We start from the raw sequence: 24,677 nt of genomic DNA on the forward strand, positions 1-24,677 counted from the left end.
ATCAATTTTCCTCGATCAGGCTGAGGATGTCATAGGGTTTGCGCGGCGTCTGACCGCGCGCCAAACGGGCCACCGCGTCGCGCAGACCAGTGCGATGCGCGGCGATCCATTCATAGGCTTCTTGATGGCTGGGCCGCTCGTTCGGGCGCAGCCCCTCCATCAGGCATTCGGGCACATAGGCGCGGCCTGCCTCTGTCGCGATGCGATAGGCTTCGCGGGCAACGTCCCGGCCCTGGACCTCGACGCTCATCGGTAGGTGACCTTGCGCACGGCCTCGATCACTTGATCGGTGGTCACCAAAGCGAGCTTTTCAAGATTTGCCGCATAGGGCATGGGAACGTCCTTGCCGGTGCAATTGATCACCGGCGCATCGAGATAGTCAAAGGCCTGTTCCATCAGCACAGCCGAGATGTGGTTGCCGATCGCGCCCACCGGGAAGCCCTCTTCGACCGTCACGCAGCGGTTGGTTTTCTGCACCGAGGCGATCACCGTCGCGGTATCCATCGGGCGCAGGGTGCGCAGGTCGATAACTTCGGCGCTGATGCCGTCTTGCGCCAGCTTTTCAGCGGCATCCAGCGCATAGCTCATCCCGATGCCAAAGCTGACAAGGGTGACATCCGTGCCCTCGCGCCAGATGCGGGCCTTGCCGAAGGGCACGGTGTAATCGTCGATCTCGGGAACATCAAAGCTGCGCCCGTAGAGGATTTCGTTTTCCAGAAAGATCACCGGGTTGGGATCGCGAATGGCGGATTTGAGCAGGCCTTTGGCGTCAGAAGCCGAGTAGGGCACCGCCACTTTGAGGCCCGGAATATGGGCATACCACGCCGAATAGTCCTGCGAATGCTGCGCGCCGACGCGGGCCGCCGCGCCATTGGGGCCCCGGAAGGTGATTGGGCAGCCCATCTGGCCGCCGGACATATAGAGCGTCTTTGCGGCAGAGTTTATAATCTGATCAATGGCTTGCATGGCGAAGTTGAAAGTCATGAACTCCACGATCGGCTTCAACCCGCCGAAGGCGGCCCCGACACCGATGCCAGCGAAACCGTGCTCGGTGATCGGCGTGTCGATCACCCGCTTGCCGCCGAACTCCTCCAGCAGGCCCTGAGAGATCTTGTAAGCGCCCTGATATTCGCCCACCTCCTCGCCCATCAGGAAGACCTCGGGGGTGGCGCGCATTTCCTCGGCCATGGCGTCGCGCAGGGCCTCGCGGACGGTTTGTTGTTTGACCTTTGTGCCCTCGGGCCAACCTGGGCCGGGTGTGGCTGCGGAGGGCGCGGGGTGCTGTATCGCTGCCGCCGGCGCGCTTTCCGAGGTCAGCGTCTTGTCCGCAGGCACCGGCGCCTGTGCCGGGGCAGAGGGGGCGGCATCGGCGCTTTCGCCTTCCTCGACCAGCACCGCAATGGGGGTGTTCACCGGAACGTGCTCCGTGCCCTCAGCGATCAGGATGCGGCCCATGATGCCTTCGTCCACCGCTTCGAATTCCATCGTCGCCTTGTCGGTTTCGATCTCGGCGATGATATCGCCAGAGCTGACGGTGTCGCCTTCCTTGACCAGCCATTTGGCGAGCGTGCCTTCCTCCATCGTCGGGGACAGGGCGGGCATGAGGATTTCAGTTGCCATGGTCGTCTCCAAGGGTGTTGCCGCAATGTTTGTTCAGTTTTGCGAAGGCCGCTTCGAAGCGTGTCGACGCACCTTCCGGAATGAAGGGCAATTGGACATAATCCAATCTACTGGACTCGATGCAGCCCGTGGCTGTGCAGGTGGGCTCGGGAACCATGCCGAACCTGTTGTCAACCGCGGCCTGATAATGGGCACTGGTGACCAGCGTTCGGATCGTTTGGTTCGCAACGCTTGAGTCCGAAGCGGTGTCAACCTTAGCCGCGCGGTAGCCCAATAGTGTGACTCCATGCGCCTCGCCCCTGAACACTGGTGCAGGGCCGAAGGCGGCAACTGGAATATCGGCCGCGATGACCTGTGACGGGGTGAGATCCTCGTTGACCGTCGAAATGGCGATGGTCATGGTACACGGCGCTTCAAAGGAGACCTGTGTTCGAACGATGTGACGCGGCGGCAGGCCTGGTTTCTCACGATCCCAATGCCAGTTGAATGCGGCCTCGACTCCGGATTGAAGAGCGTTGGACAGGCTGTTCGCGGCAGCGGCCATCGGGGCGACAGTCATAGCCACGCAAAGGCCCAACGCCGCGCTTACGCCCAATTTGATCACTTTCCCATGGTCAGGCATAGATGTCGGTCCAGAGTTCTTCCAGCGCCGGTTCCGGGCTTTCGCGGGCAAACTCGGCGCTTTCGTTGACGATCTTCTTGATCTCCTTGTCGATGGTCTTGAGATCCTCTTCCGAGGCATGTTTGCCCTGAAGCAGCATCTCTCGCACGTGATCGATCGGATCACGTTCTTCGCGCATCTTCTGCACCTCTTCGCGGGTGCGGTACTTGGCCGGATCCGACATGGAATGGCCGCGATAGCGGTACGTCTTGATTTCAAGGATATACGGACCCTTGCCCGCGCGGCAGTGCGCGACGGCCTTTTCACCAGCCTCCTTCACCGCCAGCACGTCCATGCCATCGACCATCTCGCCGGGAATGCCAAAGGCGGCGCCGCGGTGGAAGATATCGGGTGTGGAGGTCGACCGCTTCATCGCGGTGCCCATTGCGTACTGGTTGTTTTCAATGACGAAAATAACCGGCAATTGCCAAAGGGCGGCCATGTTGAAGGTCTCGTAGACCTGCCCCTGGTTGGCCGCGCCATCACCGAAATAGGTAAAGGTGACGCGCCCGTTGCCCTTGTATTTATCGGCAAAGGCCAGCCCGGCACCCAGCGGCACCTGAGCGGCGACAATGCCGTGCCCGCCGTAGAAATGCTTTTCGCGGCTGAACATGTGCATCGAGCCGCCCTTGCCCTTGGAATAGCCCCCCTCGCGGCCCGTCAACTCGGCCATGACGCCGTTCGGGTCCATCCCGCAGGCCAGCATGTGACCGTGATCGCGGTAGGATGTGATGCGCTTGTCACCCTCTTCGGCGGCGGCCTCAAGACCGACCACAACCGCTTCTTGTCCGATGTAGAGGTGGCAGAAGCCACCGATCAGACCCATCCCATAAAGCTGACCAGCCTTTTCTTCAAAGCGTCGGATCAGCAGCATATCGCGGTAATAGGCCATAAGCTCTTCTGCCGAAACATTGGGCTTGGCCGTCGTCTTGCGGGCCGCCATGGCGTCTCCTCCCCAAGAAATTAGTTTAGCTTTGAACGTTTTTTCAAAGCGTACCCGCGCCCGATAGGCGAGTAAACCCTTTGCGCCCCTGTGGCAGGGGGCCGTCGGTTGCAATGTAAGACAAAGGTTAGTTGACGACGATCTCGTCGGAGCGGACCACGCCCAGAATGTCACGCGCCTGTTGATCCAGCAAATCAAGATCCAGGTATTCGTCAGACAGCCGCTTGGTCAGGTTTTCCATGTGCGCCACTTCTTCGTTCAGATGCGCCAGTTCGCCTTCAAGCTCGTGGCCTTCGACGACGATCTCGGCCCGGCGGAACAGTCCGAAATCCCCCTGCACGGCGGCAAAGGTGAAATAGGCCGAAAGGCTCAGCGCCACGGCAAAAAAGATCAACACACCTAAGGAGGGTCGCGCGCGCCTGTTGGTCATCGAGGATCGGTCACCTGAAATGAAACTGCTTTGCCTGATGCTGTCTCTTTATGGACAACTGTGGGCAGGATGGCACGGGGGCGGCGACTGGAAAAGAGGGCGATTCGCCCCGGCGGGGAATCGCCGCCCAAGCGTTGCATTCCTGCCGATTCGCGCACTTTGCCACTGGCGCGGCGCGCGCCCTTCGGTAGATTGGCGCTCATGTCTCGGATGATGTTCGCCCTTTGCCTGTTTCTGACCGTCTCGGCCTGCGCGGCACGGGGCGTCGTCAGCATTTTGCCGGGCGCTACCGCCGCGAACGCCGTCGTCCAGCCCGTCTATGTGGCGACCAACCGCAATCCTGCCAGCGGCGAAGAGGGGCGGCTTTTCCAGCAGCAGTTCGGCGAGAACCGCGACGCCGCTCTGCGCTATGTCCGGATGGATGTCTCGATCCCGCCGGGACATAAGTCGGGGCAGATCGAATGGCCCGCTCCCGAGCCTCCGGATCCGGCGCGCCATTTTGTTGTCAGCGGCGAGCAAATGTTCGCCGGGCCTTCCGAATTCCTGAACGGCCTGCAAAATGATGCGCCGCGTGGCTCCCAAGAGATCGTGCTCTTTGTGCATGGCTACAACGTGAACAACGCCGAAGCGGTCTACCGTCTGGCGCAGATTGCCCATGATTTCGAAGCCAAAGTCCCTGTCGTCGCCTATTCATGGCCCTCGGCAGGCAGCCCGCGCGGCTATGCCTATGACCGCGACAGCGTGATCTTTTCGCGCGATGGGCTTGAAACCTTGTTGACCGAATTGACCAGCCAGAACCGCGTGTTGATCGTCGCGCATTCAATGGGCAGCCAGTTGGTGATGGAAACCCTGCGGCAGATGGCTATCTCGGGAAAAGGTTCTGTGATTTCAAGGCTTTCCGGGGTGGCTCTGATCAGCCCCGACATCGACGAAGACGTGTTCCTGCAACAGGCCAAGCGGATCAAACCCTTTCCCCAACCTTTCATGCTGCTGGTCTCAGCACATGACAAGATCCTGGACTTGGCGGCTTTTCTGACGGGCAAGCCGACACGGCTCGGCTCGATTTCCGATCCGGGGCGTCTGGCGGACCTGCCGGTCGAGATTATTGATCTCAGCGACATCGAAGGTGGTGACCCAAGCGGGCACAACACGGCCTTTACCGCGCCAGCGGCCATTGCGCTTTTGCGCAGTCTGGGCAGCTGAAAACCGCCTCCAGAAGCTGAACAAGCAGGGCAGGGGCGCGTTAACGCCCCCACTGGGCTTAGCCCAGTGCGGCAACACCGGGTAGGGTCTTGCCTTCCATCCACTCCAGAAAGGCGCCCCCTGCGGTCGAGATGTAGGTGAAATCCTCGGCCGCACCCGCCTTGTTCAACGCCGCAACCGTATCGCCGCCCCCGGCAACCGAGATCAGCTGACTGTCCGCACTGCGCTTGGCGGCAAACCTGGCCGCGGCATTTGTGGCCGCATCGAATGGCTCGATCTCAAAGGCGCCAAGCGGGCCGTTCCAGATCAGCGTCTTGGCGCGTTCGATGGCCGCCTGCACGGTCTTCACGCTCTCGGGGCCGGCATCAAGAATCATCGAATCGGCGGGGCAGGCATTGGCTGCGACGGTCTCATTCTCGGCACCGGCCTTGAATTCGCGCGCCACGACGACATCGCTGGGCAGGATGATCTCGCAGCCCGCTGCCTTTGCCTTTTCAAGGATTTCGAGCGCCGTCGGCGCCATGTCGTGCTCGCAAAGCGATTTGCCGACGTCTATGCCCTGCGCCGCCAAAAAGGTGTTGGCCATGCCGCCACCGATCACCAGCATGTCGACTTTTTCGACAAGGTTGCCCAGCAGGTCCAGCTTGGTCGAAACCTTGGCGCCGCCAACCACGGCCAGAACCGGGCGCTCTGGCGCGCTAAGGGCGCTTTCCAGTGCGGACAATTCCGCCTGCATCAGCCGCCCTGCACAGGACGGCAGCAAACGGGCAAGCGCCTCAGTCGAGGCATGGGCGCGATGCGCCGCCGAAAAGGCATCATTGCAGTAGATATCGCCCAATTCGGCCATCTGCGCGGCCAGTTCGGGATCGTTCTTTTCCTCACCGGCATGGAACCGGGTGTTTTCCAGCAGAGCGACCTGTCCGGGCTCAAGCGCGTCAATCACGGCCTTGGCGGCAGAGCCCACGCAATCGGCCGCAAACACGACCTTCACGCCCATCACCGCCTCAAGTGCCGGAATCAGCGGTTGCAGGCTCATGTCGTCGCGGCGCTCGCCCTTGGGGCGACCGAAATGGGCCAGCAGGATCGGCTTGCCGCCGCGGTCCAGAATGTCCTGCACTGTGGCCCCAATCCGCTCGATCCGGGTGGCGTCGGTGACGCGGCCATCCTCTACGGGGACGTTGATATCGACGCGGGTGAGCACCCGTTTGCCGTCCAGTTCCATTTCGTCGAGGGTTTTCCAGCCCATGGTTCTCTCCCACTTCGCATGTCAGGTGTTGTCTGCCCTTTGTGGCGCGGGGCGTCAACGGCGTCTTGGCAATTGCGGGTGCGGGCATTAAGTCCCTTGGTCAATGCCAATTCGAATGGGAGTGAACCATGGCCGAGATCAAAGACCCCGAAAACACCATTGTGATGGAACTGAAAGACGGCACAGTCATCATCGAGCTGCTGGCCGACGTGGCCCCCAAGCACAGCGAACGGATGAAGGAACTGGCCCGCGCCGGTGCCTATGACGGCGTGGTATTTCACCGCGTGATCGATGGCTTCATGGCCCAGACCGGCGATGTCGAGCACGGCAATGCCGACAGCGACAGCTACAACCCGCGTCGCGCAGGCACCGGCGGTTCCGAACACCCGGACCTTCCGGCGGAGTTTTCCAAACTGCCGCATTCGCGCGGCACGCTTGGCGCCGCCCGCAGCCAGAACCCGAATTCAGCGAATTCGCAGTTCTTCATCAACTTCAAGGACAACGATTTCCTGAACGGGCAGTATACCGTCTATGGCCGGGTGATCTCGGGGATGGAGCACGTTGACGCCATCGCCAAGGGCGAGCCGCCTGCGAACCCCGACAAAATGATCAGCGTGAAGGTTGCTGCTGATGCGTAAGCTGGCGGTAGTTTTCGCGCTGATGGCCTCGCCCGCGCTGGCGACGGGCCTGCAAATCGACGTGGCTGGCGAGGGCGCCAATGGCACCATCCTGATCGACCTTTTCGAAGAGATCGCCCCGGATCACGTCGCGCAGATCACCGCCTTGGCGGAAACCGGGGAATACGACAACGTCGTGTTTCACCGCGTGATCGACGGCTTCATGGCCCAGACCGGGGACGTGGAATTCGGCGATATGGAGGCCGAGGGCTTTGACATGCGCATGGCCGGGCGTGGCAGTTCGGACCTTCCTGATCTGAAGGCGGAGTTCAGCGACAAGCCCTTTGACCGCGGTGTCGTCGGCATGGCGCGCTCGCAGAGCCCGGATTCCGGCAACTCGCAGTTCTTCATCATGTTTGATGCCGGGCATTTCCTGAATGGTCAGTATACCGTTGTCGGCGCCGTGACCGAGGGCATGGATGTGGTCGATGCCATCAAGCGCGGTGAGGGGCGCAATGGCGAGGTCATGGGAACACCGGACCGTATGGTGACGGTCACCGTCACCGAGTGACTTTGGAGCTGGAAGCTTGATCTGATTGTGCCCGCCTTTCGGCGGGCGCAGTTTTCTGGGGCCCGTGGCGACCTGAGCCTATCGCCTCGCCCTTGGAATTTTTTGAGGGCTTCTAGGGGCGCGGTTGGTGTTTCAAGCCGCCAGTCGTGCGGGCAAGCGGCGCGCGATCGGCGCGAGGGCGCCGTAATGCAACCAACTGCCGCCAAGCCGGTGCGTGAGTGCGCCGGTGCCCAGTTTGAAACGCGCGATGCCCGCCGAGTCTTGCGTGTTGATCGTGCCAAGATCCAGTGTTTCGTGACCCTGATCGGCAAGCGCCGTCATTGCGGTGAACAGCGCAAGGTTCATTGCGTTCAATTTGCGCCCTGCGGTTGTGACATGGCCCATCTGCCAGGTTGCCATTCGGCCATGACGCAGCATCAGCACCGCGGCCAGCGGCTCCCCCCATTGGCGAACCTCCCAAAGCTGCGCCTTGCCGGGGTTTGCCCGCGCGAAGGCAAGGGAAAAGGCCGGGGGCAGGGAGCGATACCGTTTCGTACGGGCCTGCTTTGCCTCGGCCTCCAGCAGCCAGTGATCGGCTGAGAGGGCGTGGCGCGTGACGCGCAGCCCCGCGCCCTCAGCGCGATTCAGACGGTTGCGCCATTTTTGATGCAGAGCGGCGCGCATCTCCGGCCCTGTGGTGAGCGGCAACAGCGCCAGGCTTGCCGGGGTCATGAGCGGCCAGAACCCCGCCGCGCGCAGGGCCTGCGGCACCAACCCATCGGCATTGAGCAGCAGTGGGCGTCCGTCCTGCCAGTTTTGAAACCGCTCCAGCCAGCCCGCCAGATCGCCGGGATCACGCGCCACTGGCCCGCGCGAGATCATGTCGACCCGGCCCAGAAAGCCCAGCTTTCGCGATTGCACCTGCCAGATCAGTTGCACATTGCCACCGACCTCGCTTTGCATCTTGCGGATTGGCAGACCAAGCGCGTCGCAGGTGCGGGCGAACTCGGGCGATTGAGGCAGGGGAAGGGGCAACTGGCGCATGGCGGCATTAACGCGATGGAAAGTTGATCTGTGGTTAATGGGGGTATGGAAAAGACAATTGCCCCCCGCCCACGCCCCACTTCCGGCGCCGCGCTCTTGGCAGCGTTGGTGCTTTCACTGCCCTTTGCAGTGCTTGCTGTGATGGAATTGGTCTTGTAATTGGCGCGTGCCAATCGGGCACGCGCCAAAACAGGTCAGCTCAGTTTGACCAGCGCGTGACGTTTTTTGCCGGCGCTCAGCTTGATGGGCGAGGACAGGGCCGACGCATCCATCACAAGACCCGCATCGGTCAGAGGCTCATCGTCCAGTCGCGCGCCATTCTCGGCGATCAGGCGCTTGGCCTCTTTGCCTGTTTTTGCCAAGCCAGAGCGCACGATCAACTGGACTACGGATATCCCGTCGCCAATGTCCTCGGCGGTCAGCGTCAATGTCGGCAGATCGTCGCCAATCCCGCCTTTTTCAAAGACTTCGCGTGCGGTGGCTTCGGCTGCGGCAGCCGCTTCGGCGCCATGGCACAGGGTCGTTACCTCATTGGCCAGAACGATCTTGGCATCATTGATCTCTGAGCCTTCAAGCGCACCCAGACGGTCGCACTCCTCCAACGGCAGTTCGGTGTAGAGCTTCAGGAAGCGGCCCACGTCGGCGTCGGTGGTGTTCCGCCAGAACTGCCAGAAGGTATACGGCGCGCACATATCGCCGTTCAGCCAGACCGCGCCATCTTGCGACTTGCCCATCTTCTTGCCGTCCGAGGTGGTCAGCAAGGGCGAGGTCAGGCCAAAGATCTCGTGGTCCAGCACGCGCCGGGTCAGGTCGATCCCGTTGACGATATTGCCCCATTGGTCACTGCCGCCCATCTGGAGCAGACACCCATAGCGGCGGTTCAGCTCAAGGAAATCATAGGCTTGCAGGATCATGTAGTTGAATTCGAGGAAGGACAGGCTTTGTTCCCGGTCAAGCCGCGATTTCACCGATTCAAACGACAGCATCCGGTTCACGCTGAAATGCCGCCCGATGTCGCGCAGGAAATCGAGGTAGTTCAACCCGTCCAACCATTCGGCATTGTTCAGCATCAACGCCGGGGTTTCGGCCTCGTAGTCGAGGTACTTGGCAAAGACCTGTTTGATGCCCGCGATGTTGTCGTCGATCTGTGCGGGCGTCAGCAGGGGGCGTTCGTCGGCGCGGAACGACGGATCACCCACCTTTGTTGTGCCGCCGCCCATCAGGGTGATCGGCTGGTGGCCGGTCTTTTGCAACCAGCGCAGCATCATGATCTGGATCAGGCTGCCCACATGCAACGACTTGGCCGTCGCATCAAAGCCGATATAGGCCGGAACCACACCCTGTATCAGCGCATCGTCCAGCGCCTGATAATCGGTGCAGTCGGCAAGAAAGCCGCGCTCCATCATGACGCGCATGAAGTCCGATTTGGGATGGTAGGTCATAGCTTCACCTCTGTATACGTAAGCAAAGGCACCTATAGAAGGCGTGAGGGCGAAGGTGAAGGGCAAGTTGAGTGCAGAGCCGGTTTGGGCATTGGGGGCCATGTCGGGCACATCGCTGGACGGCGTCGACGCGGCGATGATCCGCACGAACGGGATAGAGATTTTCGAGTTTGGCGCTAGTGCCTACAGGCCCTATTCCGCGACCGAACGCGCAGGATTGCGGGCGGCGTTGGGACGTTGGCCAGGGGATGATCTGGGCGCAGCACCCGACATTTGCTTTGAGGCCCATCGTGACGTGCTGTCTGGCTTTGAAGGCGCTGAAATCATTGGCTTTCATGGTCAGACCCTTGCGCATGATCCTAGCGGCCGTGGCACCCACCAGATGGGGGATGGCGCGGCATTGGCCCAGGCTTTGGGATGCACTGTGGTCTGGGATTTTCGCTCGGCGGACGTGGCTCTGGGGGGGCAGGGCGCACCACTGGCACCGTTCTATCATTTTGCCTGCGCCAAGTGGATCGGCGCAACCGAACCGGTGGCGTTTCTCAACCTTGGCGGAGTGGGCAATCTGACATGGGTCGACCCCTCCAAGGCGCGCCCGCAGGACGACGGCGCCGTGCTGGCCTTTGACACCGGCCCGGCCAATGCACCGCTGAACGATCTGGTGGCAGAAAGATTGGGGCTGGACTGCGACTGCGACGGCGCCTTGGCGCGCAAAGGCCGAGTCGAAGAAGGCGCGTTGGAGCTGTTCCTGGATGAGGCCTATTTTCGCAAAATGCCGCCCAAATCTCTGGACCGGGACGATTTTTCCCTGATGATGGACCTCGTGCGGGAACTCTCCAATGCGGATGCCGCCGCGACGATGACGGCCATGGCTGCCACCGCCGTCATGCAGGGGATGGAACACTGCCCCAGCCTGCCGTCGCGTGTGCTGGTCACCGGGGGGGGGCGCAAAAATCCGGTGATGATGCAGATGCTGTCCGTCGGATTGGATTGCCCCGTGCAACCGATCGAAGAGGTCGGACTGGACGGAGACATGCTGGAGGCACAGGCTTTTGCCTTCCTCGCCGTGCGTGTGGCGCGTGGATTGCCCACTTCTGCGCCCGGAACTACCGGCGTCGCGGCGCCCGTTGGTGGCGGGCAAATCAGCCGCCCCTGACGTACCTCCCGTTGCAAGCCCTAGATGCCTCCGGCGGAGGTATTTGAGGCCCAAAGAAACCAAGAAAGCCGAACGCCCGCCACGTTCCGAGACATGGCGGGCGGGAAGCAATCTGGGTCTTCCAGAGGCTTCTTCGGGCGCGGTCATCGGCTCCTCAGCCTGTACCGCACAATCAGTTTTTCCAAAATTGGTTAGGAAAATGTTTCTTTGGGCTCAAAATACCTCGGGGGTGAATTGGCCGTAGGCCAAGAGGGGGCTGGCCCCTTCTGGGTGAAGCATTTCGCGACACCTTAAGTCGCCAATAGCCCACCGCGCCTTTCGCTCTCGGTGTATTGGCGTACTTTTTTGAGCCTGGTGTTTTTCAAAACGCTGAAGTCAGCCGCCCGTGTGGCTCATGTGGCGCGAGACGCGGCCGTCTACATTCTGACGCGAATAGTCAAAATCGTGCCCTTTGGGTTTGAGGGCGATGGCGGCGCGAATGGCCGCTTCCAGGGCGGCGTTGTCGCTGGGATGATTTCGCAAGGGGGCCCGCAGATCAGCCATGTCCTCTTGGCCAAGGCACATGAACAGCTCACCTGTGCAGGTCAGGCGCACTCGGTTGCAGCTTTCGCAGAAATTATGGGTCAGCGGCGTGATAAAGCCGATCTTCTGGCCGGTTTCTTCCAGCCGGACATAGCGCGCAGGCCCGCCTGTGCGTTCGTCCAGATCGGTCAGAGTGTAATGCTCGCCGAGCTTTGTCCGCAGATCGGACAGCTTCCAATATTGGTCCAGCCGCTGTTCATTGCCGATGTCACCCATCGGCATGACCTCGATCCACGTCAGGTCCATGTCGCGCTTGGCGCACCATTCGGTCATCGACAGCAACTCGTCTTCGTTGAAGCCCTTCAGCGCCACCGCGTTGATCTTGACCCGCAGGCCCGCCTTTTGCGCCGCGTCGATCCCGCGCAGAACCTGAGGCAAACGTCCCCAGCGCGTAATATCCGCAAATTTCTGTTCGTCCAGCGTGTCCATCGACAGGTTCACCCGACGCACACCAGCATCAAACAGATCCTGCGCAAAACGTTCCAGCTGCGATCCATTGGTCGTCAGCGTCAGCTCTTTCAAGGCGCCAGAGTCCAGATGCCGCGTCATCGACCGGAAGAAAGTCATGATATCGCGCCGCACCAGCGGCTCGCCCCCGGTGATCCGCAGCTTTTCCACACCCAGACCCACGAAGGTCGAACACATGCGGTCCAGTTCCTCCAGTGTCAGAAGCTCTTTCTTGGGCAGAAAGGTCATGTTCTCGGACATGCAATAGACGCAGCGAAAATCGCAGCGGTCGGTGACCGAGACCCGCAGATAAGAGATCGGGCGCTGGAAGGGATCAATCAAAGGTGCTGTCATGGTTTTAACCTAGTGCTCGGCGGATATTTGAGCAAGTCTGCGCGTGAAATTGTATTGGGGCGACCAAGGTCGTAGTGTGCGCGGTATGAGAGCAGCAGGTATCATCTTTTTGGCCTTCGGGTTGTCCGCTTGTGGTGGCAGTGGTTTTTTTCAACCCAACCCGCCTGAATCGAGCCTTCCCTCCGGTGCGACAACCGATCAGTCCCGCCCGCAGGCGCGCCCCGAAACCATTGCGGTCAAACCGCCCGCCAACGCCCGCTCGGTCGAAGATTTTGACACCACGACCGCAGCGGAACGCAAAGAGGCCGCTGCCGCCCCGAAACCTGCCGGTGAACAACAGTTGGGCGAAACCATTGCGTCGCTTGGAGACGTGTCAAAACCCGGGTTCTGGCTGGAGACTCCACTGGTCACGTCGCCTGCCAAGGGGCGTGTGTTTTTTCCCGCCTCGGGCAAATCCGCACAGGTCGATCTGATCCCGATTGATGGCCCTGCGACCGCAGGCAGCCGCCTGTCTTTGGCTGCGATGCGTCTGATCGAGGCGCCGCTGACCGACCTGCCAACCATTCAGGTTTTCTCGGGCGGCTAAAGGTACTTCCCGGCCTCGCGCCGGGCGAATCCCTTCATCTGCGTGCCATTTGTTTCCAGAAAGGCCCGCGCCCGATCGGCGTCATGTTTGGACAGATCGCGAATCCACCAGGCAACGGCTTTCTGGATGAACCATTGCTGATCGCTCACATAACCCGCGGCCCAGCCCAAGACCCTGTCCCGAATGGCAAGATCCTGTTCTGACGGGAAATTCTGCTTGGTCCAGGGCAGGGTGATCACCATAGCCGCGCGTTTGGTCCACATGTGCTCGGATCGGGTCCAGGCGTCGACTTCATCCAACCGGGCGGGGTTCGCCATCAGCCGCCGCGCACCGGCAGAACAGACGTGATCGGCAATCGCCCAGGCATCGAATTGCGGCACCCAAGATGCGATCAACCGCCATACCGCATCATCGTCCTTGATCCGCGCCTGCGTCAGCAGCTTGGCCGCCGCGATCCGCGCCTCGTGAATGTCGGTCTGCCAAAGGGCATCGGCCAGCCCAACGCGCGCGGCGATGTCCATGCCCTGCCGCCACCCCGTTACCAAGTCATTGATCGCCGGATTGGGCGTGCCGAGATAGGTGCGGCTGGCTTTGTGATAAGCTGCGCTGCCCTTGGCGCGCTCTGGGTCCGCCTCTGCCCTCAAGGCGGACAGAGCGGCTTCAAGGTCCATCGTCGCACCGAGTGGGGGCCGCGCCCCCGTCATTCCACCGTCACCGATTTTGCAAGGTTGCGCGGTTGGTCCACGTCGGTGCCTTTCGCGATGGCGGCGTGATAGGCCAAAAGCTGTGCGGGCAGGGCATACAGAATCGGCGTCAACTCTTCTAGAACCTCGGGCATGACGATGACTTGCCACACCTCTTCGCCCGCCACCTTTGCGCCTTGTGCATCGGTGATCAGACAGACCTTGCCACCGCGTGCCATCACCTCCTGCATGTTCGACACCGTCTTGTCGAAGAGCGAGTCCTGCGGCGCCATGACGACCACGGGCACGGTCTTGTCAATCAGCGCGATGGGGCCGTGTTTCAGCTCGCCGGACGCATAAGCTTCGGCGTGTATATAGCTGATTTCCTTTAGTTTTAGTGCGCCCTCCAGCGCGAGGGGGTACATCAGGCCACGCCCAAGGAACAGCACGTCGCGCGCCTCGGCGATCTGCCGGGCGGCGCGGGCGATCAGCTCATCGCGGTCCAGCGCGATGTTGAGGACGCCGGGCAAAGCGCGCATCGCTTCCATGATTTCGTGCAAACGATCGTCGCTCAGACGCCCGCGCGATTGGGCGGCTTTCAGCGCCAAGAGCAGCAGCACGTTCAACTGGCAGGTAAAGGCTTTGGTCGACGCCACGCCAATCTCGACCCCGGCGTGAATCGGCAGAACCAGATTGCTTTCGCGCGCAATCGAGGAGGTTTCGACATTGACCACGGCAACGATCTTGTCGGCCTTTTCCTGACAATACCGCAGCGCCGCCAGGGTATCCGCCGTCTCGCCCGATTGGCTGACGAACAGCGCAACGGTGCCGGGCATGATTGGCGGTTCGCGATAGCGGAACTCCGAGGCGATATCGACCTCGACCGGGATGCCTGCCAGCTTTTCGAACCAGTATTTCGCGGTCAGGCAGGCATAAAACGCCGTGCCGCAGGCAACCATGACCAGCCGATCAACCTTGTCGAAGTCCAGTCCCGGTTCTGGCAGCGCGATGCCCTCTTCGGTCAGATAGGCCGACAGCGCGCCGGACAACACGCCGGGTTGTTCCGCGATTTCCTTGGCCATGAAATGTTTGTAACCGGCCTTGTCGACACGGGCTGCATCCATGCGGATGGTCTTGACCTCTCGGTTGACGCGGCGCCCGGCTTCGTCGGTGATCACGGCACCGGCGCGGGTGATCACGGCGCGGTCGCCTTCCTCAAGATAGGTGATTTGATCGGTCAAAGGCGCCAGCGCGATGGCGTCCGAGCCGACGAACATTTCGCCTTCGCCATGGCCAATGGCAAGGGGCGAGCCCTTTCGGGCGGCGATCAGCAGGTCATCCTCGCCGTCGAAAAGAAAGACCAGCGCAAAGGCGCCTTCCAGCCGGTCGATGGTCTGCATGGCGGCGTCGATCGGAGACTTGCCCTGCGCCAAAAACTGCTGCGCCAACAGGGCGACGGTTTCCGTGTCGGTTTCGGTTTGCGGCTGGATTCCGGCCTCGGCCAGATCGGCGCGCAGATCCTTGTAGTTCTCGATGATCCCGTTGTGCACCACCGCCACCGGGCCCGCCTTGTGCGGGTGGGCGTTGTTTTCGGACGGGCTACCATGCGTGGCCCAACGGGTGTGGCCGATCCCCGACTTGCCGGGCAGAGAGTCATGCACCAGCAGGTCGGAAAGATTTACCAGCTTGCCAACTGCGCGGCGACGGTCAAGATGACCGTTGTTGATGGTCGCGATTCCGGCGCTGTCATAGCCGCGATATTCCAGCCTGCGCAGAGCCTCCACAAGGCTGGGCGCAACTTCGTGTGTGCCAAGAATACCTACAATACCGCACATTATTCTGCCCCTTTGATCTGCTTTGCCTTTCGGGCCCTTAACTTATCGAACAATTTTGTCGCCAATCCCGGCTTGGTCTCTTGTCGGGCCCGGGCCACGGCCAAGGCGCCAGAGGGCACGTCCTGCGTGATGGTCGAGCCACTGGCTGTCATCGCGCCATTGCCCAGCGTCACTGGCGCGACCAGCATGGTATCCGAGCCGATAAAGGCATCGGAGCCGATGGTCGTCTTGTGTTTGAACACGCCGTCGTAGTTGCAGGTCACGGTGCCCGCGCCAATATTCGTGCGCGCGCCGATTTCCGCATCGCCGATATAGGTCAGGTGGTTCGCTTTTACGCCGTCATGCAGCACGGCGTTCTTGATCTCGACGAAATTGCCGACGTGCACGTTTTCCGCCAGCTCGGCGCCCGGGCGCAGGCGGGCAAACGGCCCGACCACGCTGCCGCGGCTCACATGCGCACCCTCAAGGTGCGAAAAGGCCCGGATGCGCGCGCCGCTTTCGACCGTCACATCTGGACCGAAAACCACGTTCGGCTCGACCTCGGTATCGCCGCCGATATAGGTGTCCCATGCCAGAAACACCGTGTCCGGGGCCTGAAAGCTGACGCCATCGTCCATCATCTCGGCCCGGCGGCGGGTTTGGAAAAGTCGCTCTGCGGCGGCCAGTTCAGCGCGCGAATTGACGCCCAGCGTTTCCCCTTCGTCGCAGCGCACGACGGTCGCGGACAATTCTCGCGCTCGGGCAATGCCGACGATGTCGGTCAAGTAATATTCGCCGCTGGCGTTGTCGTTGCCCACCGCGTCGATCAAGTTGAACAGGGTTTCTGCCTTGGCGCAGACAACGCCAGAATTACAAAGCGTTATGGCGCGTTCCTCGTCCGAGGCGTCTTTGAATTCAACGATCCGCTCCAGATCATCGCCTTGTGTCACCAGCCGTCCGTAACGGCCGGGATCGGCCGCTTCAAAGCCCAGAACCACGACGTCATGCTGGGCGCGGGCCTCCAGCATCGCCTCCAGCGTTTCTTCGCGAATAAAGGGCGTGTCGCCGTACAGCACGATGGCATTGCCGCCAAAGCCTTCCAGCGCCGGACGCGCCTGCGCAACGGCATGGGCTGTGCCAAGCTGTTGGCTTTGGATCACCACTTGCGCTTCGGGGTCGTAGTCCTTGGCTGAGGCTTCGACCAGCGCCGCCTCGTGACCCGCGACGACGATGCAGGCCTCCGGCTCCAACGCGCGGCCAGCGCGCATGGCGTGCCAAAGCATCGGCGCGTGGGCAATGCGGTGCAGAACCTTGGGCAGATCCGAGTCCATCCGCGTGCCTTTGCCTGCCGCCAGTACGATGAGGGCTGTGCTCATGGCCTCTTTTCCCGTTTGTTTTTCTGTTGGCCCCGTTTTATCGGGTTATGGCGAAGGGGCAAGCGGACATTGCTCACGCTTGATTTCGGGATGTGACAGGGGCGCGCGCCCATATATGGCAGGAGGGCGGCACATGCGCTGCGTGATATTCGATCTGGACGGAACCTTGGCGGACACCAGCGGCGATCTGATCGCGGCGGCCAACCATTGCTTTGAAGCGATGGGCGAGGAGGTGCGTCTGGATGCCGTGGCCGATGCCGGAGTGGCTTTGCGCGGTGGTCGGCGCATGCTGACCGAAGGGTTGGAGCGCGCGGGCAAATTCTCGGCCGAGCGGGTGATGCAGTGGTATCCCGAACTGCTGTCTGCCTATGGCGACGCGATCGACGTGCACACAAAACTCTATCCCGGCGCGGTCGACGCAGTCGAAGCGTTGCGCAGCGGCGGCTATGCCGTCGGCATCTGCACCAACAAACCGGAAGGACTGGCCGAGACCCTGCTGCGCAGCCTTGGGGTGCGGGAGCTTTTCGGCTCGATGATCGGGGCCGATACGGTGTCCACCAGCAAGCCCGACGTCGCGCCCTATTGGGCGGCGGTGGACGGCTGCGGCGGTCGTCGCGAGGCGTCTTTGATCGTCGGCGACAGCGACACGGATCGCAAGACCGCTGCGGCAGCGGGCGTGCCGGCGATCCTTGTGACCTTTGCGCCGGGGGGGCAAACGGTGCGCGATCTGGCGCCCGAAGGGATCATAGATCACTTTGACGAATTGAGCGGCGAGGTGGCCCGCCTGATCGGCTGACAGGGCAATTCGGGCGTGGTTCAGCCCGGCTGTGCAGGGGCGAAAAGCAGACTGAGAAAGTCGCTTGCGGGCCGGGTTTCCAGAGTGTCGATGACCTGTGAAATCTGCGCGGCCCTTGCGCGGCCGAGCACAGGATCGGCCAATGCATGGAACTTGTCGTGCAACTCGGTCTGGGTCGGCGGCGCGTCCGGATCCCAGCGCGGTTGCATCCAATCGCTTTCGACCATCCCTCCGGTTCGCATAAAAAGCCGAACGCGCGCCAGCCTCGTGCCCGGAAACACCGCGTTGGCCTTGTCGCTTTCGATCATCCGCAATCCTTGGCTGAGGCGCAGAACCTCGGGGTCGTGTAACGTGGTGCCGTCCAAATCCTGCGGGTCCAGCGTGCCGCGCACCAAGGCAACCGCGCAGGGGAATGAGGTGGAATATTGCGCCTCTTCCGTGGTTTGCGGGGTTGCGGTGGCAAGGCGCAGCGCCTCGTGAAAGCTGTCGACCTCGATCCGGTCGACCTGATCGGCGCTCAGCCTATGTTGGGCGCGCAGCGCCAGCACGGCTTCGACCGGGGCCTGCGCCCAGCGGCAGACGGGATAGGGTTTGAAATACTGCTGAAGGATCAGCCAATCCTGTCCCAAACCGCCCCAGAACGCCGGGGCCTGCTCTACGATCAGAGCGGGCGCGCCGGTAAAGCTGCGCCGCGCAAGTTGTGCTGCCGAGACCCCCGCCATGGCGCCAAAGCCTGACCCGTCCTTGAGCATGGTCGGCCAGTCGATGCAGCGCATCATCTGGCTGCGCGGCCCGTGGTATTCGGCGATGCCAAGGGCCTGCCGGGTCTGATCCGGGCTCAGAGCCATCAATCGCGCGCCAGCCGCCGCCGCCGTCACCGCGCCCCAACTGCCCGAGGTGTGATAGTCCGGCGCCGTCGCGTGTTGCGCCGCCGCGGCGCGTGCGCCGACTTCGTAGCCCATGGTCAGGGTCGCCAGAAACTCCGCGCCCGAGGCTTGGCCGCCCAGCACCAGCAGCGCGGGCAACAGCGGGCAGCCGATATGCCCCTTCGCGGGGTTATACCCATCGTGGCCGTCAAGGCTGTCGATGGTCATGCCGGCGGCCATGGCAGTTGCGGCAGGGGCGGCAGACCGGGCGTCAAACAGCATGGGGGACAGGCCGGGCAGATCCTCGGCGGCATGATCGCGGATGATCTGGCTGAGGCGGGTTTGTGAGCCTGCCGCAGCCACCCCGATCAGATCACGCAGGCAGGATTTGACTTGCCTGCGCGGCGCCTCGGGGATGTCCTGCCAGCGCAGGGCGTGGATGAACTCCAGTGGTTCCATGTGCCCAGTCTTCGGGGTTCCACCCGCCGATTCTGTCCTAATCGCGACTTGCCGCGCCGTGGATGTGGATTGACCTGCGGCGCGCAGGACGCCATGAAACCGGTATGAGCACGCGTTTCACCGGCACATTCACCCAACAAGAGCCGATCCCCGAAGACGGGATCGAGGCCGCCTTGGCGGTCCTTCGTCACGGCCGGTTGCACCGCTATAACACCGCAGCCGGAGAGCTTTCGGAAACCGCTTTGCTGGAGCAGGAGTTCGCCGGTTTCACCGGGGCGAAATACGCGCTTGCGGTGGCATCGGGCGGCTATGCTCTGGGCTGCGCGCTTCGGGCTGTCGGGGTAAAGCCGGGCGACAAGGTGCTGACCAATGCCTTTACCCTCGCACCGGTGCCGGGGGCGATTGCTGCCCTTGGGGCGCAACCTGTCTTTGTTGGCGTGACCGAGGGGCTGGTGATTGATCTTGAGGATCTGGAGGCCAAGGCCGATCAGGCAAATGTCCTGATGCTGTCGCATATGCGCGGGCACCTGTGCGACATGGATCGACTGATGGCGATCTGCACGGCGCATGGGGTGACGGTGATCGAGGATTGCGCGCATACCATGGGCGCCGAATGGAACGGCACCCCGTCAGGGCGCTTTGGCGCCGTGGGGTGTTTTTCGACGCAGACTTACAAGCATATCAACTCGGGCGAGGGCGGTTTTCTGATCACCGACGATGCGGAGATCGCGGCGCGGGCGGTGATGTTGTCGGGGTCGTATATGCTGTATGAACGCCACCTTGCGGCGCCGGGGCCCGAGGTGTTCGAGCAAATCAAATACGACACGCCCAATGTCTCTGGGCGGATGGACAACCTGCGCGCGGCGATCCTGCGGCCGCAGTTGCGCGCATTGCCAGAGCAAGCGGTGCGCTGGAACGCGCGGTTTCATACGGTCGAAGACGGGCTGCGCGGCACCCCCGGTCTGACGCTGATCGACCGCGATGCGCGCGGGCGCTTTGTCGGATCGTCGATCCAGTTCCTGTTGCTCGACTGGGCCGCTGACAAGGTGCAAGAGGTCCTGCGCCGCTGCGCCGCGCGCGGGGTCGAACTCAAGTGGTTCGGCGGGTCCGAGCCAAGCGGCTTTACCTCTCGCTATGACAGTTGGCGCTATGCGCCCAGCCAGCCGATGCCGCAAAGCGACCGTATCTTGCGCGGCATCGTCGACATGCGTTTGCCTCTGACCTTCAGTCTTGAGGATTGCGCGCTGATCGCCAGCATTATTCGCGACGAAGTGGGTGCGGTCTTCCAGCAAGCCTGAGCTGGCCCAGTAGGGCATGCTTTCGGAAGCCACTCAACACGGCTGTTCAGCGCGACTTGACCCGACTCGCGCATTGTGACTTATTGAACGCGTGTTCAATAACCGCAGGGGAGGCGGAGCATGTTTCTGGCCAGCATGAAATTCGATCTGGGCGAGGATGTGAACGCCCTTCAGGAGATGGTTCACAAGTGGGCGCAAGAGCGCGTGAAGCCCATCGCCGCGCAGGTCGATCAGACCAATGAATTTCCCAACGAGCTGTGGCGCGAGATGGGCGATCTGGGCCTTCTGGGCATCACCACACCCGAGGAATACGGCGGCGCGGGCATGTCCTATCTGGCCCATGTCATCGCGGTCGAGGAAATCGCGCGGGCCAGTGCCTCGGTGTCCTTGTCCTATGGCGCGCATTCCAATCTTTGCGTCAACCAGATCAAGCTGAACGGCAGCGAAGAGCAGAAGAAGAAATATCTGCCGGGGTTGATTTCGGGCGAACATATCGGTGCGCTCGCGATGAGCGAACCCAGCGCCGGATCGGACGTGGTTTCGATGAAGCTGCGGGCGGAAAAGCGCAACGACCGCTTTGTGCTGAACGGTAACAAATACTGGATTACCAACGGCCCGGACGCCGATACTCTGGTGGTCTATGCCAAGACCGACCCGGATGCGGGCAGCAAGGGCATCACCGCCTTTATCGTCGAAAAGTCGATGAAGGGATTCAGCACCTCGCCGCATTTCGACAAGCTGGGGATGCGCGGCTCGAACACCGCCGAATTGATTTTCGACGATGTCGAAGTGCCCTTCGAGAATATCCTTGGCGAAGAAGGCAAGGGCGTGCGGGTGCTGATGTCCGGGCTGGACTATGAACGCGTCGTGCTGGCTGGGATCGGCACCGGGATCATGGCCGCCTGTCTGGACGAGATCATGCCCTATATGGTCGAGCGCAAGCAATTTGGCCAAAGCATCGGGGATTTCCAGCTGATGCAGGGCAAGATCGCCGACATGTACACCAAGATGAACAGCGCCCGCGCCTATGTTTACGAAGTCGCCAAGGCCTGCGATCGCGGGCAGGTGACCCGTCAGGATGCCGCTGCCTGCTGCCTTTATGCCTCGGAGGAGGCGATGACCGTCGCGCATCAGGCGGTACAGGCCATGGGCGGTGCCGGGTTCCTGTCCGACGCCGCGGTCAGCCGGATCTTCCGCGATGCCAAGCTGATGGAGATCGGTGCGGGGACATCGGAAATTCGCCGGATGCTGGTCGGCCGCGAACTGATGGCAGCGATGAGGTAAGCCATGCCGCGTTGGCTGTGGTTCCTGCCGCTGGGCCTGTTGGTGCTGTTTGGCGCCTTGCAGGCCTTTCGGCTGGGCTGGATCGCCGCCAACCTGACGGAAAGCGAAACCATTGCCGCCTATGCCGCGCGCTATGCTAATCAAGAGGGCGCGGGAGTGGAAAACTGGGATTGTCTGGCCCGACCGGGCGACACGGTCTGGCTGGTGATCCGCTGCGGAACGCCGCGGGCGTTTTGGGAATACCGCGTCAATCGGTTTGGCGGGCTGGTCGGCCTGTCCCCACCGGGGCAGGCGACAAGGGAAGGAGGGCCAAGAACATGAAATTCGCACTGACTCTTGTGGCGCTTGCGCTGAGCGCGCCTGCGGCAGCGCAGGATCTGGTCTTTTCCATGGACGCGACCGACGCATGTTTCGCCTCTGGCGGCACGTCCGAGGACTGCATCGGCGCTTCGGCCGAGGCCTGTACGGAAAACACCCCCGGTGGCTACACCACCGTCGGCATGGGCGGCTGTTATGACGCCGAGCGGCAGGCCTGGGATCAACAGTTGAATCAGGCCTACGCTGAAGCGATGGCCTATGCCAAGCAGATGGACGCCGAAAACGCTGATTTTGCGCCCTCGCAGGTCGATACCCTGCGCGAGATGCAGCGCGCCTGGATCCCCTACCGTGATCGCTCCTGCGATTACATCCGCAGCCAATGGGGCGGTGGAACCGGGGGCGGGCCAGCCTCGATCATGTGCCTGATGCAGGAAACCGCCAGACAGGCGCTGTTTCTCGAATCAACGATGCCCGGCGACTGATGCTGACCCGCGCCGCAACATACGACGCCCTGCGTGATGGCTTCGCTTGGCAGATCCCTGCGCGTATGAACCTTGGCGCGTCGGTCTGCGATGCATGGTGCGAACGGGACCCTGACCGCGTTGCGATCATTGATCTGACCGAAGGGCGGGACGAAATCACCTATGCCCAGTTGCGCCGCATGGCGGACTCTCTGGCTCTGAACATGTTGGCCCGAGGCATCGGGCGCGGCGATCGCGTGGGGGTTCTGCGCTCGCAAGGGGCGTGGTGCGCGGCCGCGCATATCGCGATCTGGAAGTTGGGCGCCATCTCGATCCCGTTGTTCAAGCTGTTTCGCCATGATGCGCTGGCCGCGCGCGTCAGTGACGCGGGCGCGCGGATCATCGTGACCGACGAAGAAGGCGCCCGAATGGTCGGCGCGCTGGATGGCGTCACGGCGCTGTTGCCCGAGACGCTGACCCTCGGCGACACCCGATTGCCCGCCGAAGACTGCAGCCAGGAAGACCCGGCGGTTCTGATCTACACCAGCGGCACCACCGGCAGCGCCAAGGGCGCGCTGCACGGCCACCGAGTGCTTGAAGGGCATATGCCGGGCGTCGAGATCAGCCATGATTTTCTGGGGCAGAATGGGGATGTCCTCTGGACTCCGGCGGATTGGGCCTGGATTGGCGGGCTGTTCGACGTGCTCATGCCGGGCCTGCGCCTTGGCGTGCCCGTTGTCGCCGCGCGGCTGGCGAAATTCACCCCGCAGGCCTGCGCCGAGATCATCGCGCAGGGCGGGGTACGCAACGTGTTTTTCCCGCCCACCGCGCTGCGGATGCTCAAGGCCGAGGCGGCCCGGATTTCCGGTCTGCGCACGGTCGCCAGCGGCGGCGAGCCTTTGGGGGCAGAAATGCTGGCCTGGGCACAAGAGGCGCTCGGCGTGACGATCAACGAATTTTACGGCCAGACCGAATGCAATATGGTCGCCAGTTCCTGTAGCGCGCTGTTCCCCCCGCGTCCCGGTTGCATCGGCAAACCGGCGCCGGGCTTTGAGATTGCGGTGCTGGACGAGGAAGGTCAGGAAACCACCGACGAGGGCGATATCGCCATCCGGCGCGGCGCGGCCTCGATGATGCTGGGGTACTGGAACCGCCCAGAGCAGACCGCCGAGAAATTCCGCGGTGACTGGATGCTGACCGGCGACCGGGGCATCTGGGACGACGGTTATCTGCGCTTTATCGGGCGCGAGGATGACGTGATCACCAGCGCCGGCTATCGCATCGGCCCCGCCGAGATCGAAGACTGCCTGCTGACCCATCCCGGGGTCGCAACCGTCGGCGTTGTCGGCAAACCCGATCCGCTGCGCACCGAAATCGTCAAAGCCTATGTGGTGCGTAAACCGGGCGCGGATGTCCACGAGCTCGAGCTTCAGGAGTGGGTCCAAGATCGCCTCGCAAGCTATTCATACCCAAGGGAAATCAGCTTTGTCAAAGCGCTGCCCATGACGGTGACCGGCAAGGTGATCCGCAAGGATCTGAAGGCGATGGCCGCGCAGGAGGTGAAAGAATGAGCGTCCTGCCAAATCGAAAGACCTGGCCGAAGTGGTTTCAAGGGGTGTCATTGTTGGGCGTGAGCCCTTTCATTGTGGCAATGGTTGGGGCGCTTGCCTTTTTTCCTGAAGGGGTGATCGCGGCGGTCTTTGGCCAGGTGGAGCCGGGAGGATTGATAGCGATCCTGATGGAAGTTGTGCTTCTGGGCTGCCTCGTTGCCTACGTTCTGGCCGTCTTGGTTCTGGGAGCCAGGCTGATCCTTCGGTTCGGAGGCTGGCTGTGGGGCGATGGGGAACGGACATGATGATCCGTGCTGCAGGTCTGTCGCTTGTCGCTATGTCGCCTTCCTTTGCTCAGGAACCCGAGCCGCTGCCGAGCTTTTCCGAGTGCATGGACGCCGAAGCGGCCCGTTTTGAGCGGGCCTTGAATCGGCATCTGACGGGGCCGGAGGCGGACAGTTTCGAGATCGGCGACACGCACGGTGTCGAATATTGCGGCACCCTCGGTATAGTGTCGTGCGACCGATCAGAGACGCCATTGGCCTGCCAGCATGCGCTTGGCGCCCAGCAGGACGTTCTGTCGGACAAGGTGCGCGCCGCGCTGCCCACTCCCGAAACCTTGGTCGGCCGGGGCGAAGAGCCGCTGTACGCCGCGCTTTACGCCTTGGCACTGGGCCAATGGGCCGAGCCGGATTGCGCGGGTAACACGCCCGTCATGGAAGCCTGGTGTCAGGCCCGCGAAGCCAACCGCAGGCTGATCAACGCGGTTTCGGCATGGCAATTGGCGCGCTATCTGGACGCCGTTCCCGATGCCTTCTCCGCAGGCTGGGCGCAGGTGCCGCCCCCCACGCGGCCTCGTGCGCGTGCAGGAAAGGACAAGGAATGACTCAA

General features: G+C 62.2%; 26 protein-coding genes. 13 read left to right on the top strand and 13 right to left on the bottom strand.

What is annotated here, in order from left to right:
* Position 1: 1 nt before the first annotated feature.
* The 5 genes from ACOYQJ_RS05100 to ACOYQJ_RS05120 all read right to left on the bottom strand — a co-directional run bounded on the left by ACOYQJ_RS05100 (position 2) and on the right by ACOYQJ_RS05120 (position 3,654).
* On the bottom strand, positions 2 to 250 hold the full coding sequence (locus ACOYQJ_RS05100) for a hypothetical protein (RefSeq protein ID WP_422904933.1): 249 nt from the start codon (positions 248 to 250) through the stop codon (positions 2 to 4).
* The gene (locus tag ACOYQJ_RS05105; protein WP_422904934.1) at positions 247 to 1,620 is read right to left on the bottom strand and encodes a pyruvate dehydrogenase complex E1 component subunit beta; all 1,374 of its coding nucleotides are present in this window, start codon (positions 1,618 to 1,620) and stop codon (positions 247 to 249) included. Before ACOYQJ_RS05105 ends, ACOYQJ_RS05100 begins: the two co-directional genes overlap by 4 nt.
* Positions 1,610 to 2,164 (bottom strand): hypothetical protein, encoded by a 555-nt coding sequence (locus ACOYQJ_RS05110; RefSeq protein ID WP_422904935.1) that lies wholly within the window; start codon positions 2,162 to 2,164, stop codon positions 1,610 to 1,612. Before ACOYQJ_RS05110 ends, ACOYQJ_RS05105 begins: the two co-directional genes overlap by 11 nt.
* A gap of 70 nt (positions 2,165 to 2,234) precedes the next feature.
* Complete coding sequence (gene pdhA, locus ACOYQJ_RS05115) at positions 2,235 to 3,224, bottom strand: pyruvate dehydrogenase (acetyl-transferring) E1 component subunit alpha (RefSeq protein WP_422904936.1); 990 nt, start codon at positions 3,222 to 3,224, stop codon at positions 2,235 to 2,237.
* A 127-nt stretch (positions 3,225 to 3,351) separates the two neighbouring features.
* Complete coding sequence (locus tag ACOYQJ_RS05120; protein WP_422904937.1) at positions 3,352 to 3,654, bottom strand: FtsB family cell division protein; 303 nt, start codon at positions 3,652 to 3,654, stop codon at positions 3,352 to 3,354.
* A gap of 201 nt (positions 3,655 to 3,855) precedes the next feature.
* On the opposite strand from ACOYQJ_RS05120, the gene ACOYQJ_RS05125 reads away from it, so the two are divergent.
* Positions 3,856 to 4,857: an alpha/beta hydrolase gene (locus tag ACOYQJ_RS05125; RefSeq protein WP_422904938.1), complete on the top strand. Its 1,002-nt coding sequence runs from the start codon at positions 3,856 to 3,858 to the stop codon at positions 4,855 to 4,857.
* A 58-nt stretch (positions 4,858 to 4,915) separates the two neighbouring features.
* Here ACOYQJ_RS05125 and ACOYQJ_RS05130 read toward each other — a convergent pair whose 3' ends face one another.
* Positions 4,916 to 6,103 carry a phosphoglycerate kinase gene (locus tag ACOYQJ_RS05130; RefSeq protein ID WP_422904939.1) on the bottom strand — a complete coding sequence of 396 codons (1,188 nt, stop codon included), beginning with the start codon at positions 6,101 to 6,103 and terminating at the stop codon, positions 4,916 to 4,918.
* A gap of 128 nt (positions 6,104 to 6,231) precedes the next feature.
* On the opposite strand from ACOYQJ_RS05130, the gene ACOYQJ_RS05135 reads away from it, so the two are divergent.
* On the top strand, positions 6,232 to 6,741 hold the full coding sequence (locus ACOYQJ_RS05135; protein WP_422904940.1) for a peptidylprolyl isomerase: 510 nt from the start codon (positions 6,232 to 6,234) through the stop codon (positions 6,739 to 6,741).
* Positions 6,734 to 7,291 carry a peptidylprolyl isomerase gene (locus tag ACOYQJ_RS05140; protein WP_422904941.1) on the top strand — a complete coding sequence of 186 codons (558 nt, stop codon included), beginning with the start codon at positions 6,734 to 6,736 and terminating at the stop codon, positions 7,289 to 7,291. The genes ACOYQJ_RS05135 and ACOYQJ_RS05140 overlap by 8 nt, the downstream gene beginning before the upstream one ends.
* A gap of 132 nt (positions 7,292 to 7,423) precedes the next feature.
* Here the strand turns inward: ACOYQJ_RS05140 and ACOYQJ_RS05145 are convergent, their stop codons facing one another.
* Both ACOYQJ_RS05145 and tyrS read right to left on the bottom strand, forming a co-directional pair.
* Positions 7,424 to 8,314 (bottom strand): GNAT family N-acetyltransferase, encoded by an 891-nt coding sequence (locus tag ACOYQJ_RS05145; RefSeq protein WP_422904942.1) that lies wholly within the window; start codon positions 8,312 to 8,314, stop codon positions 7,424 to 7,426.
* A 194-nt stretch (positions 8,315 to 8,508) separates the two neighbouring features.
* Positions 8,509 to 9,756 (bottom strand): tyrosine--tRNA ligase, encoded by a 1,248-nt coding sequence (tyrS, locus tag ACOYQJ_RS05150; protein WP_422904943.1) that lies wholly within the window; start codon positions 9,754 to 9,756, stop codon positions 8,509 to 8,511.
* Between the two features lie 100 nt (positions 9,757 to 9,856).
* On the opposite strand from tyrS, the gene ACOYQJ_RS05155 reads away from it, so the two are divergent.
* Entirely contained in the window at positions 9,857 to 10,912 is a 1,056-nt protein-coding gene (locus ACOYQJ_RS05155) for an anhydro-N-acetylmuramic acid kinase (RefSeq protein WP_422905310.1), read from the top strand.
* A gap of 375 nt (positions 10,913 to 11,287) precedes the next feature.
* Here ACOYQJ_RS05155 and moaA read toward each other — a convergent pair whose 3' ends face one another.
* Positions 11,288 to 12,295, bottom strand: a complete 1,008-nt coding sequence (gene moaA / locus ACOYQJ_RS05160; RefSeq protein WP_422904944.1) for a GTP 3',8-cyclase MoaA — start codon at positions 12,293 to 12,295, stop codon at positions 11,288 to 11,290.
* Between the two features lie 85 nt (positions 12,296 to 12,380).
* Between moaA and ACOYQJ_RS05165 the strand changes: the two genes are divergently transcribed.
* Complete coding sequence (locus ACOYQJ_RS05165; RefSeq protein WP_422904945.1) at positions 12,381 to 12,881, top strand: hypothetical protein; 501 nt, start codon at positions 12,381 to 12,383, stop codon at positions 12,879 to 12,881.
* Here the strand turns inward: ACOYQJ_RS05165 and ACOYQJ_RS05170 are convergent.
* From ACOYQJ_RS05170 to glmU, 3 genes are read right to left on the bottom strand one after another with little or no spacing between them, the layout of a single operon-like run.
* Positions 12,878 to 13,552, bottom strand: a complete 675-nt coding sequence (locus tag ACOYQJ_RS05170) for a DNA alkylation repair protein (protein ID WP_422904946.1) — start codon at positions 13,550 to 13,552, stop codon at positions 12,878 to 12,880. The two genes, ACOYQJ_RS05165 and ACOYQJ_RS05170, sit on opposite strands and share 4 nt — an antisense overlap.
* A gap of 29 nt (positions 13,553 to 13,581) precedes the next feature.
* Complete coding sequence (gene glmS / locus ACOYQJ_RS05175; protein WP_422904947.1) at positions 13,582 to 15,399, bottom strand: glutamine--fructose-6-phosphate transaminase (isomerizing); 1,818 nt, start codon at positions 15,397 to 15,399, stop codon at positions 13,582 to 13,584.
* Entirely contained in the window at positions 15,399 to 16,754 is a 1,356-nt protein-coding gene (gene glmU, locus ACOYQJ_RS05180; RefSeq protein WP_422904948.1) for a bifunctional UDP-N-acetylglucosamine diphosphorylase/glucosamine-1-phosphate N-acetyltransferase GlmU, read from the bottom strand. The genes glmS and glmU overlap by 1 nt, the downstream gene beginning before the upstream one ends.
* A 133-nt stretch (positions 16,755 to 16,887) precedes the next feature.
* On the opposite strand from glmU, the gene ACOYQJ_RS05185 reads away from it, so the two are divergent.
* Positions 16,888 to 17,550: an HAD-IA family hydrolase gene (locus ACOYQJ_RS05185; protein ID WP_422904949.1), complete on the top strand. Its 663-nt coding sequence runs from the start codon at positions 16,888 to 16,890 to the stop codon at positions 17,548 to 17,550.
* A gap of 20 nt (positions 17,551 to 17,570) precedes the next feature.
* Here the strand turns inward: ACOYQJ_RS05185 and ACOYQJ_RS05190 are convergent, their stop codons facing one another.
* Positions 17,571 to 18,875 carry an MmgE/PrpD family protein gene (locus ACOYQJ_RS05190; protein WP_422904950.1) on the bottom strand — a complete coding sequence of 435 codons (1,305 nt, stop codon included), beginning with the start codon at positions 18,873 to 18,875 and terminating at the stop codon, positions 17,571 to 17,573.
* A 104-nt stretch (positions 18,876 to 18,979) separates the two neighbouring features.
* Between ACOYQJ_RS05190 and ACOYQJ_RS05195 the strand changes: the two genes are divergently transcribed.
* From ACOYQJ_RS05195 to ACOYQJ_RS05225, 7 genes are all read left to right on the top strand, one after another.
* Entirely contained in the window at positions 18,980 to 20,173 is a 1,194-nt protein-coding gene (locus ACOYQJ_RS05195) for a DegT/DnrJ/EryC1/StrS family aminotransferase (RefSeq protein ID WP_422904951.1), read from the top strand.
* A 120-nt stretch (positions 20,174 to 20,293) separates the two neighbouring features.
* Entirely contained in the window at positions 20,294 to 21,457 is a 1,164-nt protein-coding gene (locus ACOYQJ_RS05200) for an isovaleryl-CoA dehydrogenase (RefSeq protein WP_422904952.1), read from the top strand.
* 3 nt (positions 21,458 to 21,460) lie between these two features.
* Positions 21,461 to 21,778 (top strand): hypothetical protein, encoded by a 318-nt coding sequence (locus ACOYQJ_RS05205; RefSeq protein WP_422904953.1) that lies wholly within the window; start codon positions 21,461 to 21,463, stop codon positions 21,776 to 21,778.
* The gene (locus ACOYQJ_RS05210) at positions 21,775 to 22,257 is read left to right on the top strand and encodes a lysozyme inhibitor LprI family protein (RefSeq protein ID WP_422904954.1); all 483 of its coding nucleotides are present in this window, start codon (positions 21,775 to 21,777) and stop codon (positions 22,255 to 22,257) included. The genes ACOYQJ_RS05205 and ACOYQJ_RS05210 overlap by 4 nt, the downstream gene beginning before the upstream one ends.
* Complete coding sequence (locus tag ACOYQJ_RS05215; protein ID WP_422904955.1) at positions 22,257 to 23,807, top strand: AMP-binding protein; 1,551 nt, start codon at positions 22,257 to 22,259, stop codon at positions 23,805 to 23,807. The genes ACOYQJ_RS05210 and ACOYQJ_RS05215 overlap by 1 nt, the downstream gene beginning before the upstream one ends.
* Positions 23,804 to 24,091 (top strand): hypothetical protein, encoded by a 288-nt coding sequence (locus tag ACOYQJ_RS05220; protein ID WP_422904956.1) that lies wholly within the window; start codon positions 23,804 to 23,806, stop codon positions 24,089 to 24,091. The genes ACOYQJ_RS05215 and ACOYQJ_RS05220 overlap by 4 nt, the downstream gene beginning before the upstream one ends.
* Complete coding sequence (locus ACOYQJ_RS05225) at positions 24,088 to 24,672, top strand: hypothetical protein (protein ID WP_422904957.1); 585 nt, start codon at positions 24,088 to 24,090, stop codon at positions 24,670 to 24,672. Before ACOYQJ_RS05220 ends, ACOYQJ_RS05225 begins: the two co-directional genes overlap by 4 nt.
* Positions 24,673 to 24,677: the final 5 nt, after the last annotated feature.

Origin of the sequence: Pacificoceanicola algae (assembly GCF_049341065.1) — a bacterium.
In the GTDB taxonomy this organism is placed as follows: Bacteria; Pseudomonadota; Alphaproteobacteria; order Rhodobacterales; family Rhodobacteraceae; genus Pacificoceanicola.